The sequence below is a fragment of the Nocardiopsis potens DSM 45234 genome (assembly GCF_000341105.1).
GTDB classification, from domain to species: domain Bacteria; phylum Actinomycetota; class Actinomycetes; order Streptosporangiales; family Streptosporangiaceae; genus Nocardiopsis_A; species Nocardiopsis_A potens.
In genome coordinates this window covers 212627-226429 of sequence record NZ_ANBB01000033.1, presented here as the reverse complement: position 1 = coordinate 226429, position 13803 = coordinate 212627, and the positions used below count along the sequence as shown (strand labels likewise).

Here is a 13803-nt window from a genome sequence, read left to right as displayed (position 1 = left end):
GATCACGGGCGCGCCGCTCGCGGCGGGTTCCTTCGCCGCGGAGTCCGCTGCGGTCACTTGGTGAACACCCCCATCTGGGTCGGTGCGCCGGTCCGCGCGTCCTCGCGGCCCACCGGCAGGTACCGGACCCGGTAGCCGTACTCCCCGGCGACCCGGTCCGCCCACGCGGCGAACTCGGCCCGGGTCCATTCGAACCGGTGGTCGGAGTGGCGCATCGCGCCCTCCTCCAGCCCTTCGTAGTGCACGTTGTACTCGGCGTTGGGCGTGGTGACGACCACGGCCGCCGGGGCGGCGGAGCCGAACACCACCCGCTCCAGCGCGCCCAGCCGGCCCGGGTCGACGTGCTCGACCACCTCCATCAGCACCGCCGCGTCGTGGCCGGCGAACCGCTCGTCCCGGTAGACCGCGGAGCCGGCGAACAGCTCCAGGCGGCGCCGGTCGGCCTCGGGCAGCCGGTCGGTGCGGAGCCGGCGCCGGGCCCGCTGCACGTTGACCGCCGAGGCGTCGGCGCCGGTGATCCGCTCGAAGAACGCGTCGCCGAGCATCCGGGCGACCAGGGTGCCGGTGCCGCAGCCCAGGTCGAGCACGCGGCGGGCGCCCTCGGCCTTGAGCACGTCCAGCACGGCGGCGGCGCGCTGCGCGGCCAGCGGCGGCTCCCGGTCGGCCCTGCCCTCCGCGGTCCCGCCGCCGGTTCCGGTCCGGGCGGGCGCCTGCTCCTCGTTGGCCGGGTCGTCGGCCTCCTCCGGCTCCGCGGCCTCCTCGGCGGCGGCCAGCCGCGCGGTGGCCTCCCGCACCAGGGTGCGGCGGCGGGCCAGGTAGCGGCCGGTGATCCGGTTGCGCAGCGGGTGCGAGGGGAGCCACCCCTCGGCGGCGCGCAGCAGCTTGTCCACCTCGTCGGCGGCGACCCAGTAGTGCTTGGCGCCGTCCATCACCGGCAGCAGCACGTAGACGTGGCTCAGCGCGTCGGCCAGCCGCATCTCGCCGGTGAGGGTGAGGTCCAGGTAGCGGGAGTCCCCCCAGTCGGGCAGCGCGGGGTCGAGCGGCACCGGTTCGGCGCGGACCGTCCAGCCCAGCGGCTCGAACAGGGCGCGGGCCTCCTCGGGGCCGCGCCGGCAGGGCACCGCGGGCAGGTGCAGCTCCAGCGGCAGCGCGGTGCCGGGCAGCTCGGGCCGGGCCGCGCAGCGCCCCTTGAGGGCGGTGCGGAACACGTCGCCGACGGCCACCGCGAAGAGCGACGCCGCCGCGTAGGGGCGGTCGTTGACGTAGGAGGCCAGGGCGAAGTCCGGGCTGTCGACGGTGCCGCGGGCGCGCAGCAGGGCCTGCGGGTCGGTCTCCAGCAGCAGCGCGGCGGTGCAGCGGCCCTCTTCGGCCTCCGGGTAGAAGACGTGCGCCGTGCCGAAGGACTGGCCGAAGCTCTGCACCTTGTCCGGGTGCTTGTGCAGCAGGAATCCGAGGTCCGTCGCCGGCCGGTGTCGGGAGGTGATGGTCATCAGCACACCGCCGAGTGTCCCGTACCCGCCGTCCGGACCGCGACGGGTTTTCGGATTGCCGCCCCCTGCGCCGGGGGAGAAACCCCACGTCGGATGCGTGATCAGGTGGGGGGACCGTCCGATGCGTGCCATCGCCGTCGCCGAGTTCGGCGCACCGCCCGAACTCATGGATCTACCCGTTCCCGAGCCCGGCCCCGGAGAGTTCCTGGTGCATCTGCGGGCGGCCGGGGTCAACCCGTTCGACTGGAAGGTCGCCGAGGGCATCCTCGGCGGCGTGGTCCAGCACGGGTTCCCGCTCATCCTCGGCAACGACGGCGCCGGCACGGTGCACTCGGTCGGGGAGGGCGTCACCGGGTTCCACCCGGGGCAGAAGGTCTACGGCCAGTTCATGCGGCTGCCGCTGGGCCTGGGCAGCTACTCCGAGTACGCGCTGGCCACCGCGGAGGACGCGGTCGCGCCGATGCCGGAGGGGATGCTGTTCACCGGCGCCGCGGCGGTGCCCACCGCGACCATGGCCGCGTTCGGCCTGGTCGAGGCGGCCAAGGTGGACGCCGGCCAGTGCGTGCTGGTGGTGGGCGCCACCGGCGGGGTGGGCCAGTCCGCGGTGCAGTTCGCCGCGGACCGGGGCGCCCGGGTGATCGCGACCGCCGCCGACCCGCGGGACCAGGCGTGGATGCGCCGGCTGGGCGCCGAGGACGTGGTCGACCACACCGCGGGGCCGCTGGCCGAGCTCCTGCTGGAGGGGCGTCCGGAGGGCGTGCACACCGTGCTCGACCTGGTGGACGACGCCGCGGGGGTGGCGCGGATCCTGCCCGCGGTGCACCGGCCCGGCGGCACGGTCGCCAGCACCCAGGGCGTGCTGGACGTCGCCGACCTGGCCCGGCGCGGGATCACCGGGATCAACTTCCGCAGCCGCGGCAGCGCCGCGCTGCTGCGCACCCTGGCCGACCTGCTCGCCGCGGACCGGCTGCACGTGCACATCGACCACGAGGCCGACCTGGCGGACGCCCCGTCCGCGCTGGAGCGGCTCCGCGCCGGCCGCGCCCGGGGCAAGACGGTCCTGCTCATCTGACCGGGCCCGCCCGGCGGGTGCTCTTCCCGATGATCTTGACGTTGCGGGGGCATCAGAGCGCTCTGATGCCCCCGCAACGTCAAGATCATCGCCCTGGGGTCAGGGCAGCGCCTCCGGGCCGGCGGTGAACAGCGGTTCGGCCGGGCCGCCGGCGTCCAGCGCGAACGGGCGCCCGGAGGTGGTGCCGGCGAACGGCAGCGACTCCAGCAGCGCCGGGTCGACGTCGACCGGGCGCTCCTCCGAGGCCCCGTCCACGGCCAGGACCATCGAGAGCGCGTACCGCCCGTCGGCGGGCGCCTCGTCCGGCGCGGTGGGCAGCACCGCGGAGAACCCGTCGCCGTCGACGGCCACCGGGACGGTGCCGCGCTCGCCGGTGGCGGTGTCGGTGAGCACCAGCTCGGCGGCCCTCTCCGGGGCGGCGAACGGCCCGGAGACGCGGAGCTCGCCCTCCTTCCACTCGGCCCCGGAGATGAGCGGGCGCTCCACCCCGGCGCGGAGCAGCGCCCAGCCGGGCCCGTCCGGCTCCAGGCCGACGGTGCGGTCCTCGGCGACCCTGGCCCGCCCGCCGACGCCCTCGCCCTCCACCGCCACCCGGTACTCCACCCGGGCGCCGTCCGCCACGTGCACGTCCCACAGCTCGGAGGCGGCCGGGCCGCCCGGTGCGGCGCGGCGGGCGGCGAACCCGTCCAGCAGCAGCTCGGCCGGGACCCGCGCGGTGAACAGGCCCGGGGCCAGGTCCCGCTCCATCTCGACCTCGTGGAACACGTCGCCGGGGCGGCGGGTGAGGCGGAGCACGGCGCTCCCCGGCACGTCCGGGGCGGCGGTCCCGGTCAGCTCCAGCACGGTCCCGGCGCCCTCGCCGGTGAACCCGCTGCCGGTGATCCGCACCCGGGGCGTGTCCACCACCAGGCGCAGCCCGTCCTCGCCGCGCCACTCCGGGCGGATCCACACCCCCGGCTCGGCCTCGTGCGGCCCGGGCCGGGACGCGGCCCCCGGGTCCGGCCAGGCCAGGGTGGCCCGGCGGGTGGTGCTCCGGTTGACCGCCCACAGCTCCACGGTCCACTCCCCCGGCCGCCACACGTCGTTGGCCCGCAGATCGCGGGGGTCGATGCTGAGCTCGTAGCCGCCCCAGTCGCGGCGGGTGGTCACCGCGCCGCGGGGCAGCTCGAAGGCGTTGGCCTTGCGCGGCCGGATCCGCACCCGCGCCTTGGCGCCGGTGCCGGGGTTGACCGCGCGCGCCCTCAGGTACTGGCGGAACCGGCTGTCCGGCGGAAGGAAGCCCATGTGCAGCCGGCCGGAGACCACCAGCCGCCCGTCCTCCCAGCGCGCCGACTCCGCCCGCTGCTGCACGTCGATCTCGCCGGTGAGCCGGTAGATCGCCTGCGGGACCTCGGCCAGCGGGTCGTCCAGGAACGGGTAGTCGACGTACCAGCGGGTGCCGTGCCGCACCGCCAGCGCGTCGGCGTGCAGCCCCTCCGGCCCGGCCTCCCGCTCGAAGGCGAGCACCCGGAGCAGCTCGTCGTGCATGTGCCGGCGGACCAGGTACCACTTGAGCCGGTCGATCACCGGGAGCCGCTGGAAGACCCGGGGGTCGACGGTGTCGATGTAGGAGTTGGCGATCTCGGTGAAGGCGCGCCGGGAGGCCTCGTCGGCCTCCTCGGTGCGGCGCAGCGCGTCGGCCAGGTCGGCGGAGAGCGCCTCGGCGTCCCAGGCGGCGCGCGCCTCCGCGCCGGCGATCTCGGCGACCGCCGACGCGGTCGCCCGGACCAGGGCGAACAGCTCTTCGGGGGCGGCGGAGCCGGCCGCGGCGGGGTCGGGGCCGAGCAGCAGCGGCTCGTCCAGCACGTCGACCGCGGAGGCGAGGAAGTGCGCGGGCACCACCACCCGCATGTCGCCGTGGGCGACCCCCTCGGGGAAGGAGAGGCCGGCCGTCTCCCAGAAGGAGCGGCGCCACATCCGGCCGGCGGCGGAGCGGTCGGCCAGCAGCGCCGGGCGCTCGGTGACGTGGGTGCCGCGCACCGGGCCGGCGGTGGAGCCGGGCGGGGCGGCGGTGGCGAAGTCCGATCCGGAGGCGCGCAGCCCTTCGGCCATCGCGCCGAAGGCGTAGGGCGGCACCCGCTCCCCGGCGTCCAGGAAGACCAGGAACTCGCCGACGGCGCGGCGGGCGCCCTCGTTCCGCGCGGCGCCGACCCCGGCCGAGGAGTCCGCCACGACGGCCTCCACCCCGCCCAGGGTCTGCGCCTCGATCGAGGCCAGGCACTCCTTGAGCCGCCGGTCCCGTTCGCCTTCGCCCGCGGACACCACTGCGCTGACTACGACCACCGATCGACCCCCGACCCCGGTGCGCGGCAGGACCGCGCCGCTGAACGTCGGGACCAGGCTAGGACGGGGGCATGCGGGTCTTACCTCGACACACGGCAAAATGCCGACAAAAACCGCACCTGTTCCGCGTTGGTCCCGGACGTACCGGCCGGCTCCGGCCCGCCGGGCCGGGCGGGCGGCCCCCTTCCCGGCGGCCCCGGCGCCGCGGCCCCGTCGGAGCGCTCCGACGGGGCCGCGGCGCCCGGATCATCGCCCGGGCGCGGACCGCCCGGGCGCGGGGCGTCAGGAGGAGGCGGCCACCCGGGCGCCGCCGTCCTCGGGGACGATCTCCGGGGCGCCGTGCTGGACGGCGTCGGCCTCCTGGTCGGTGTCCTGCTCCTGGGCGGCCCGCTCGGCCTCCATCCGCTTGCGGTAGTACTCGACCTCCCGCTGCACCTGCGCGTCGTCCCAGCCGAGCGGGCCGGCCATCAGGCGGGCGGCCTCCTCGGCGGCGGCGATGCCGCGGTCCCAGGTCTCCATGAACACCCGGGTGCGGCGGGTCAGCACGTCGTCCAGGTGCCGGGCGCCCTCGTAGCGGGCCGCGTAGACCACCTCGGCGCGCAGGTAGTCGTCGGCGCCGGCGAGCGGCTCCTTGAGGCCGGGGTCCTCCTCCATCAGCGCGAGCACCTCGGTGATCAGCGAGCCGTACCGGCGCAGCAGGTGCGCCACCCGGGAGGGGTGCAGGTCGGCCTTGCGGGCGATGCCGCGCCGCTGGTTCCACAGCGCGGCGTAGCCGTCCGCGCCGACCAGCGGGAGCCGGTCGGTGACCGACGGCGGGACCCGGCCGTCCAGCCCGTGCACCACCGCGTCCACCGCGTCCTTGGCCATGACGCGGTAGGTGGTGTACTTGCCGCCGGCGATCAGCACCAGGCCGGGGACCGGGTGCGCCACGGTGTGCTCGCGGGAGAGCTTGGAGGTCTCGTCGGACTCGCCGGACAGCAGCGGGCGCAGGCCGGCGTAGACGCCCTCGACGTCGTCCCGGGTGAGCGGGACCCGCAGCACCCGGTTGACGTGGTCGAGGATGTAGTCGATGTCGCTGCGGCTGGCGGCGGGGTGCGCCTTGTCCAGGTCCCAGGAGGTGTCGGTGGTGCCGATGATCCAGTGCCGGCCCCACGGGATGACGAACAGCACGCTCTTCTCGGTGCGCAGGATCATGCCCGAGGAGGCCTGGATCCGGTCGCGCGGGACGACCAGGTGGATGCCCTTGGAGGCGCGGACGTGGATCTGGCCGCGGCCGCCGACCATCTCCTGGATGTCGTCGGTCCACACCCCGGCGGCGTTGACCACCTGCTTGGCCCGGATCTCCAGCTCCTCGCCGGACTCCAGGTCGACCGCGCGCACCCCGGTGACGTGCTCGCCCTCGCGCAGGAAGCCGTCCGCCCGCACCCGGGAGGCGATCTTCGCGCCGTAGGAGGCGGCGGTGCGCAGCACGGTCAGCACGTAGCGGGCGTCGTCGACCTGGGCGTCCCAGTACTGCACGGCCCCGACGAAGGCGTCCCGGCGCAGCGCGGGGAAGACCCGCAGCGCGCCGGTCCGGGTCAGGTGCCGGTGGTTGGGCAGCCCGCGCGAGGTGCCCATGGTGACCGACAGGGTGTCGTACAGGGCCACCCCGGCGCCGATGTAGGGGCGCTCCCAGTGCTTGGTGAAGGGGAAGAGGAAGGGCACCGGCCGCACCAGGTGCGGGGCGATCCGCTGGAGCAGCAGCCCGCGCTCGGTGAGCGCCTCGCGGACCAGTTCGAAGTCGAGCTGCTCCAGGTAGCGCAGACCGCCGTGGATCAGCTTGCTGGATCTGCTGGAGGTGCCCGAGGCGAAGTCCCGGGCCTCGATCAGGCCGACCGAGAGCCCGCGCGACACCGCGTCCAGCGCGACGCCGGCCCCGACGATCCCGCCCCCGACGACCAGGACGTCGAATTCACCGTCCTTCATCTGGTCGAGCGCGCCGGCCCGCTCCTCAGGTCCCATCCGTGCTGCCGTCATCCTCACGCCTCTCTCCCGGCAGGCGGTTCTTTCCACGCCCGGACCACCAGGCTAACGCTCTCATTCCGGACAGCCGGAGTGACACGGCGCGTTCAGGGTGTGACGGTCGTCCGGCTGCCGGCGGCGTAGGCGTGCGCGTTGTCCATCACATCGGCGACGTAGGCGTCGGAGCGGTTGTAGGAGAGCACCGCCTCCCGCCAGTCCGCGGGGTCGGTCAGGTCGCGGCCGTCGGCGCACAGGTAGCGGGCGGCGGCCAGGGCCGCGTCGTCCAGGCTGTGCGGGTCGGCGGCGCCGTCGCCGTTGCCGTCGGCGCCCCACTGCTCCCAGGTGGACGGGATGAACTGCATCGGGCCGACGGCGCGGTCCCACCGGTCGTCCCCGTCGTGCTCGCCGCCGTCGGTGTCGGCGATGGCCGCGGTGCCGTTGGTCCCGTCCAGCGGGATGCCGATGATGTCGCCGGTGGTGCGGCCGTCCGGGCCGACCTCGCCGCCGTCCAGGGTGCCGTGCCGGGACTCCACCGCGCCGATGCCGGCCAGGGTGGGCCAGGAGACGCCGCACTCCGGGAGCTCCTCGGTGAGCGCGAGCTGCGCGGCGGCGTAGGAGAGCAGGGCCCGCTCGGGGAGGGCGGCCGCCTCGGCGGTCCGGGCCAGCCAGTCGCCGGTGGGCTCCTCCCGGGCCGGTCCGGGCCGGTCGTCGGCGGACTCCCCGGGCTCCGCGGACCCCTCCGGCCCGGCGGAGGACTCCGGGGCGGACTCCCCGGGCGCGGTGTCGATCGGGACGTCGGCCGCGCCCGGCGGGACGACCGCGGGCTCGCCGCCCGCCCCGCCGGCCCCGTGCCCGGCCAGCAGCACCGCCGCGGCGCCCAGGCCCGTCGCCGCGCCGACCACCGACACGAGCGCGACCCCAGCCGCGACCACCGGTTTCACCCCTGTGCACCCTTTCCTCGGCCCATCCGTCGGCAAACGCGGGGCAAACCTACTGGAAGGCCGGCGGCCGCTGCCAGGGGTCCCCTGGAAACGGCGGAGGGCGCCCCGCGGTGTGCGGGGCGCCCTCCGGGGCGGTGCGGGTCAGCGGTGCGGGTTGACCACGACCTCCACCCGCTGGAACTCCTTGAGGTCGGAGTAGCCGGCGGTGGCCATGGTCCGGCGCAGCGCGCCCATCAGGTTCATCGAGCCGTCGCTGGAGGAGGCGGGGCCGTGCAGGATCGCGCTGAGGTCGCCGATGGTGCCGACCTCCACCCGCTCGCCGCGGGGCAGCTCGCCGTGGTGCGCCTCGCTGCCCCAGTGGTGGCCGCCGCCGGGCGCCTCGGTGGCGCGGGCCAGCGGGGAGCCGACCATGACCGCGTCGGCGCCGCAGGCCAGGGCCTTGGCGATGTCGCCGCTGCCGGTCATCCCGCCGTCCGCGATGACGTGCACGTACCGGCCGCCGGACTCGTCCAGGTAGTCCCGGCGGGCCGCGGCGACGTCGCCGATGGCGCTGGCCATCGGCACCGCGACGCCCAGCACGGAGCGGGTGGTGTGCCCCGAGCCGCCGCCGAAGCCGACCAGCACGCCGGCCGCGCCGGTGCGCATCAGGTGCAGGGCGGCGGTGTAGGTGGCGCAGCCGCCGACCACGACCGGGACGTCCAGGTCGTAGATGAACTGCTTGAGGTTGAGCGGCTCGGCCCGGCCGGAGACGTGCTCGGCGGAGACGGTGGTGCCGCGGATCACGAAGATGTCCACCCCGGCGTCGAGCACCGCCTTGTGGTACTGGGCGGTGCGCTGCGGCGACAGCCGGGCCGCGGTGACCACGCCTGCCTCGCGGATCTCCTCGATCCGGCGGCCGATCAGCTCCTCCTTGATCGGCGCGGCGTAGATCTCCTGCAGCCGCGCGGTGGCCGCGGAGTCGCCCAGCTCGCGGATCTCGGCGAGCAGCGGCTCCGGGTCCTCGTAGCGGGTCCACAGCCCTTCGAGGTCGAGCACGCCCAGCCCGCCCTGGCGGCCGATGGCGACCACCGTCTCCGGCGAGGCGACGCTGTCCATGGGGCTGGAGACCAGCGGCGTCTCGAACCGGTAGGCGTCGATCTGCCAGGCGAGCGACACCTCCTCGGGGTCGCGGGTGCGCCGGGCCGGCACGATCCCGATCTCGTCGAGCTCGTAGGCCCGGCGCCCGTTCTTGCCCAGCCCGATCTCCACCTGAGCCAACGCTTCGATCCCCTCTTGCGTGCATTGCGGGCGGCGGGCGCCGCCCGCGGCGAGTGTATCCGCCGGTACCGGCGGCGCCGCGCGGCCGTCCCGGGCCGCGCGGCGCGCCGCGGCTACTTGCGGCCGCTGTAGTTCGGCGCCTCGACGGTCATCTGGATGTCGTGCGGGTGGCTCTCCTTCAGGCCGGCCGAGGTGATCTGCATCAGCCGGCCCTTCTCCCGCAGCTCGTCGACGGTGCGCGCGCCGGCGTACCACATCGACTGGCGCAGCCCGCCGACCAGCTGGTGGGCGACGGCCTGCAGCGGGCCGCGGTAGGGGACCTGGCCCTCGATGCCCTCCGGGATGAGCTTCTCCTCGGTGGTGACCTCGGCCTGGGAGTAGCGGTCCTTGGAGAACGAGCGGCCGCGCATCGCGCCGAGCGAGCCCATGCCGCGGTAGCTCTTGTACTGCTTGCCGTTGATGAAGATGAGCTCGCCGGGGCTCTCCTCGACGCCGGCCAGCAGACTGCCGAGCATCACCGCGCTGGCGCCGGCCACCACGGCCTTGGCGATGTCGCCGGAGTACTGCAGGCCGCCGTCGGCGATGACCGGGACGCCGGCCGGGCCGGCCGCCTTGGAGGCCTCCATCACCGCGGTGAGCTGTGGGGCCCCCACCCCGGCCACCACCCGGGTGGTGCAGATGGAGCCCGGGCCGACGCCGACCTTGACCGCGTCCGCGCCGGCGTCGATCAGCGCCTGGGCGCCGTCCCGGGTGGCGATGTTGCCGCCGACGATGTCGACCTTGGTGTTGGACCGGAGCTTGGCGATCATCTCCAGCACGCCGGCCGAGTGGCCGTGCGCGGTGTCCACCACCAGGAAGTCCACCCCGGCCTCGACCAGCAGCTTGGCCCGCTCCTCGGAGTCGGCGCCGACGCCGACCGCGGCGCCGACGATCAGCCGCCCGTCGGCGTCCTTGGTGGCGTCGGGGAACTGCTCGCTCTTGATGAAGTCCTTGACCGTGATCAGGCCGCGGAGCCGGCCGTCCGCGTCGACCAGCGGGAGCTTCTCCACCTTGTTCTCCCGCAGCAGGCGCAGGGCCTCCTCGCGGGCGACCCCGACCGGCGCGGTGACCAGCGGCATCGGCGTCATCACATCGCGCACCCGGCGGCTGTGGTCCAGCTCGAACCGCATGTCGCGGTTGGTGACGATGCCGACCAGGCGGCCGTCGGCGTCGGTGACCGGGGCGCCGGAGATCCGGTAGTGGGCGCTGAGCCGCTCGACGTCGGCCAGGGTGTCGTCGGGGCCGCAGGTGACCGGGTCGGTCACCATGCCCGCCTCGGACCGCTTGACCAGGTCGACCTGGGCGGCCTGGTCCTCGGCGGAGAGGTTGCGGTGCAGTACGCCGGCGCCGCCCTGGCGGGCCATGGCGACGGCGGTGCGCGCCTCGGTCACGGTGTCCATCGCGGCCGAGAGCAGCGGGATGCGCAGCTCGATGTTGCGGGAGAGCCGCGTCCCGGTGTCCGCCTCCCCCGGCTGCAGATCCGAATAGGCCGGTACGAGCAGGACATCGTCGTAGGTCAGGCCGGGCGGCAGGACCTTGCCGCCCTCCCCCGTGTAAAGCTGCGTCATAACAATCCCGATCCACTCGCGCGTGTCCCCCCATCCTAGGTGCCTGACCACCGGGTACACGCCCCGCTCGGGAGGACGGCGGACGAGGATCACACGGCGGTGGCGGGGGCGGCGCGGCCGGTCACAGCGCGCAGTGCCGCCGGGTGCGGATCCGGGAGGGGCGGCGGCAGCCGCGCGGGCCGGGCCTGCGGGGGGCGTGGCCGGGGCGGCGCTCAGAAGAGCCGGTTCGCCACGGCCACACGCCGAAGCCGAGCAAGAGCTCGGTGCTGGGCAACCCGTACCGCACCGGCCGACATTCCAAGTACATGTCCCGTTTCATCTGCTGAGAGTCCTGCGATCACGCGCATCACGAGCAGCCTCCGCTGCTGCTCCGGAAGTTCGGTGAGCAGGGCGCGCGCCCGCTCCGCCTCGACGCTGCGGACGGCGGCCTCCTCCGGTCCGGGCCCGTCGTCGGGCCGGTCCGGCACCGTATCGGTCGGCAGGTCCGCCCGGGTGCACGCGCGCAGCGCGTCGGCGACCTTGTGCGCGGCGATGCCGAACACGAAGGCGGCGAAGGGGCGGCCCAGGTCCTCGTAGCGCGGCAGGGCGGCGAGCAGCGCGATGCACACCTCTTGGGCGACGTCGTCGGAGTACTGGCCGTAGTACTGGCCGTAGGAGGAGGCGCGGGAGAGCCTGGCCCTGCAGTAGCGGACGACCATCGGGCGGACCTCGCGGATGAGCGAGTCCGCCGCGCCGTGGTCGCCCTGGACCGCCAGAGAGGTCAGCTGATGCAGTTCCGCGTCGTCCGCCGCCTCTCTGACCAGCGTCCCCCCGGCGGCGCGTTGATCCGTCACGCCTCGAATCATGCCCCGCCCCCGGCACCTGTACGTCACGTACCCCGGCTACAGAATGATCACATTCGACGGAAATGCCGGGTAAAGCATGCGTGCCCCGGGCCGGAACCCGGGGCACGCATGGTAATGCACGTCGGCGCGGAATCCGCCGGGATCAGTGCCCGTGGCCGTGGCCGTGGCCGGCCTCGGCGCCTTCCTCCTCCTCCGGCTTGTCCACGACCAGGGCCTCGGTCGTGAGCAGCATGCCGGCGATGGAGGCGGCGTTCTGCACCGCGGAGCGGGTGACCTTGACCGGGTCGATGATGCCCTGCGCCATCAGGTCGCCGTACTCGCCGGTGGCGGCGTTGAAGCCGTGCCCGAGCTCCAGCTCGGCGGTCTTGTAGGTGACCACGTAGCCCTCGGCTCCGGCGTTCACCGCGATCCAGCGGGCCGGCTCGACCAGGGCGTTGCGCACGATGGAGACGCCGGTCGCCTCGTCGCCGGAGAGGCCCAGGTCGTCCAGGGCCGCCGCGGCGTGCACCAGCGAGGCGCCGCCGCCCGCGATGATGCCCTCCTCGATCGCGGCGCGGGTGGCCGAGATCGCGTCCTCCAGGCGGTGCTTCTTCTCCTTGAGCTCGACCTCGGTGGCCGCGCCGACGCGCAGCACCGAGACGCCGCCGGCCAGCTTGGCCAGGCGCTCCTGGAGCTTCTCCCGGTCCCAGTCGGAGTCGCTGGCCTCGATCTCCTTGCGGATCTGGCGGATCCGGTCCTCGACCTCGGCCTGCTCGCCGACGCCGTCGACGACGGTGGTGTCGTCCTTGGTGATGGTGACCCGGCGGGCCGAGCCGAGCACGTCGATCTCGGCGTTCTCCAGGCTGAGGCCGACCTCCTCGGCGATGACCTGGCCGCCGGTGAGGGTCGCGATGTCCTGCAGCATGGCCTTGCGGCGCTCGCCGAAGCCGGGCGCCTTGACCGCGGCGACGTTGAGCGCGCCGCGGATCTTGTTCAGCACCAGGGCGCCGAGGGCGTCGCCCTCGATGTCCTCGGCGATGATCAGCAGCGGCTTCTTCTGCTGGACGATCTTCTCCAGCAGCGGGAGGAGCTCGTTCAGGCTGGAGATCTTGCCCTGGTTGATCAGGATGAGGGCGTCCTCCAGGACGGCCTCCTGGCGGTCGCCGTCGGTGACGAAGTACGGCGAGACGTAGCCCTTGTCGAACTGCATGCCCTCGGTGAACTCGAGGGCGAGCCCCATGGTGGGGGACTCCTCGACGGTGATCACGCCGTCCTTGCCGACCTTGTCGAAGGCCTCCGCGATCAGGTCGCCGATCTGGGCGTCCTGGGCGGAGTTGGTGGCGACGTAGGCGATGTCGGCGCGCTCGCCGACCTCGCGGGCGCGGTCCAGCAGCACCTCGGAGACCTTCTCCGCGGCCGCGTCGATGCCCTTCTTCAGCGACATCGGGGAGGCGCCCGCGGCGACGCTGCGCAGCCCCTCGCGGACCAGCGCCTGGGCCAGCACGGTGGCGGTGGTGGTGCCGTCGCCGGCGGCGTCGTTGGTCTTGGTGGCGACCTCCTTGACCAGCTGGGCGCCGAGGTCCTCGTAGGGGTCCTCCAGCTCCACCTCGCGGGCCACGGTGACGCCGTCGTTGGTGATGGTCGGGGCGCCGAACTTCTTGTCGATGACGACGTTGCGGCCGCGCGGGCCGAGCGTCACCTTCACCGCGTCGGCGAGGCGGTCGACGCCGCGCTCCAGCGAACGGCGCGCGTCGTCCTCGAACTCCAGGATCTTCGCCATGGCTTCGGGTCTCCCCAATCAGTGCAAGTACGTGACCGGCGGTCGGCCGGTGAAGAGGAACGCCCCGGCCGGCATCGAGCCGGCCGGGGCGGTGTCACGGGGTGACGGACAGGACGGGAGTCCTACTTCTCGACGACCGCGAGCAGGTCGCGGGCGGAGAGCACGAGGTACTCCTCGTTGTCGTACTTGACCTCGGTGCCGCCGTACTTGCTGTACAGAACGACGTCGCCGACCTTGACATCCAGCGGGATGCGCTTCTCGCCGTCCTCGTCCCAGCGGCCCGGGCCCACGGCCAGGACCTCGCCCTCCTGCGGCTTCTCCTTGGCGGTGTCCGGGATGACCAGGCCGGAGGCGGTGGTCTGCTCGGCCTCGAGCGTCTTGACGACGACGCGGTCCTCAAGCGGCTTCAGGACGGTCTTGGTGGCGGTCGACACGGTTGTGACCTCCCCCTTCAGGTTCGATGATGCAGAACGGCATTCTTGTCAAAAGGGGCGACCACGGCGGCCTGC

At 74.4% G+C, this 13803-nt stretch carries 10 protein-coding genes; 1 reads left to right on the top strand and 9 read right to left on the bottom strand.

All coding sequences use genetic code 11. From position 1 onward, the window contains the following. Nucleotides 1-53: 53 nt before the first annotated feature. Complete coding sequence (locus D459_RS0112820; protein ID WP_017593411.1) at nucleotides 54-1490, bottom strand: 3' terminal RNA ribose 2'-O-methyltransferase Hen1; 1437 nt, start codon at nucleotides 1488-1490, stop codon at nucleotides 54-56. A 121-nt stretch (nucleotides 1491-1611) separates the two neighbouring features. Here D459_RS0112820 and D459_RS0112815 point away from each other — a divergent pair, with 121 nt between their 5' ends. Next, entirely contained in the window at nucleotides 1612-2562 is a 951-nt protein-coding gene (locus tag D459_RS0112815) for an NADP-dependent oxidoreductase (RefSeq protein WP_020380152.1), read from the top strand. A gap of 99 nt (nucleotides 2563-2661) precedes the next feature. Here the strand turns inward: D459_RS0112815 and D459_RS0112810 are convergent, their stop codons facing one another. The 8 genes from D459_RS0112810 to groES form a co-directional block, all read right to left on the bottom strand. Then, nucleotides 2662-4863: a glycosyltransferase gene (locus D459_RS0112810; protein WP_241485015.1), complete on the bottom strand. Its 2202-nt coding sequence runs from the start codon at nucleotides 4861-4863 to the stop codon at nucleotides 2662-2664. A 303-nt stretch (nucleotides 4864-5166) separates the two neighbouring features. Further along, a complete protein-coding gene (locus D459_RS0112805; RefSeq protein ID WP_017593408.1) occupies nucleotides 5167-6885 on the bottom strand; it encodes a glycerol-3-phosphate dehydrogenase/oxidase in 1719 nt (572 codons plus the stop codon). 107 nt (nucleotides 6886-6992) lie between these two features. Next, nucleotides 6993-7826, bottom strand: coding sequence for a lytic transglycosylase domain-containing protein (locus D459_RS0112800; protein WP_017593407.1), 834 nt, complete (start codon nucleotides 7824-7826; stop codon nucleotides 6993-6995). Between the two features lie 141 nt (nucleotides 7827-7967). After that, entirely contained in the window at nucleotides 7968-9074 is a 1107-nt protein-coding gene (locus tag D459_RS0112795; protein WP_017593406.1) for a GuaB3 family IMP dehydrogenase-related protein, read from the bottom strand. A gap of 122 nt (nucleotides 9075-9196) precedes the next feature. Then, complete coding sequence (gene guaB, locus D459_RS0112790; RefSeq protein ID WP_017593405.1) at nucleotides 9197-10690, bottom strand: IMP dehydrogenase; 1494 nt, start codon at nucleotides 10688-10690, stop codon at nucleotides 9197-9199. A gap of 212 nt (nucleotides 10691-10902) precedes the next feature. Continuing rightward, complete coding sequence (locus D459_RS0112785) at nucleotides 10903-11523, bottom strand: sigma-70 family RNA polymerase sigma factor (protein WP_020380151.1); 621 nt, start codon at nucleotides 11521-11523, stop codon at nucleotides 10903-10905. 154 nt (nucleotides 11524-11677) lie between these two features. Further along, nucleotides 11678-13294, bottom strand: a complete 1617-nt coding sequence (gene groL, locus D459_RS0112780; RefSeq protein WP_017593403.1) for a chaperonin GroEL — start codon at nucleotides 13292-13294, stop codon at nucleotides 11678-11680. A 122-nt stretch (nucleotides 13295-13416) separates the two neighbouring features. Continuing rightward, on the bottom strand, nucleotides 13417-13728 hold the full coding sequence (gene groES, locus D459_RS0112775) for a co-chaperone GroES (RefSeq protein WP_017593402.1): 312 nt from the start codon (nucleotides 13726-13728) through the stop codon (nucleotides 13417-13419). Nucleotides 13729-13803: the final 75 nt, after the last annotated feature.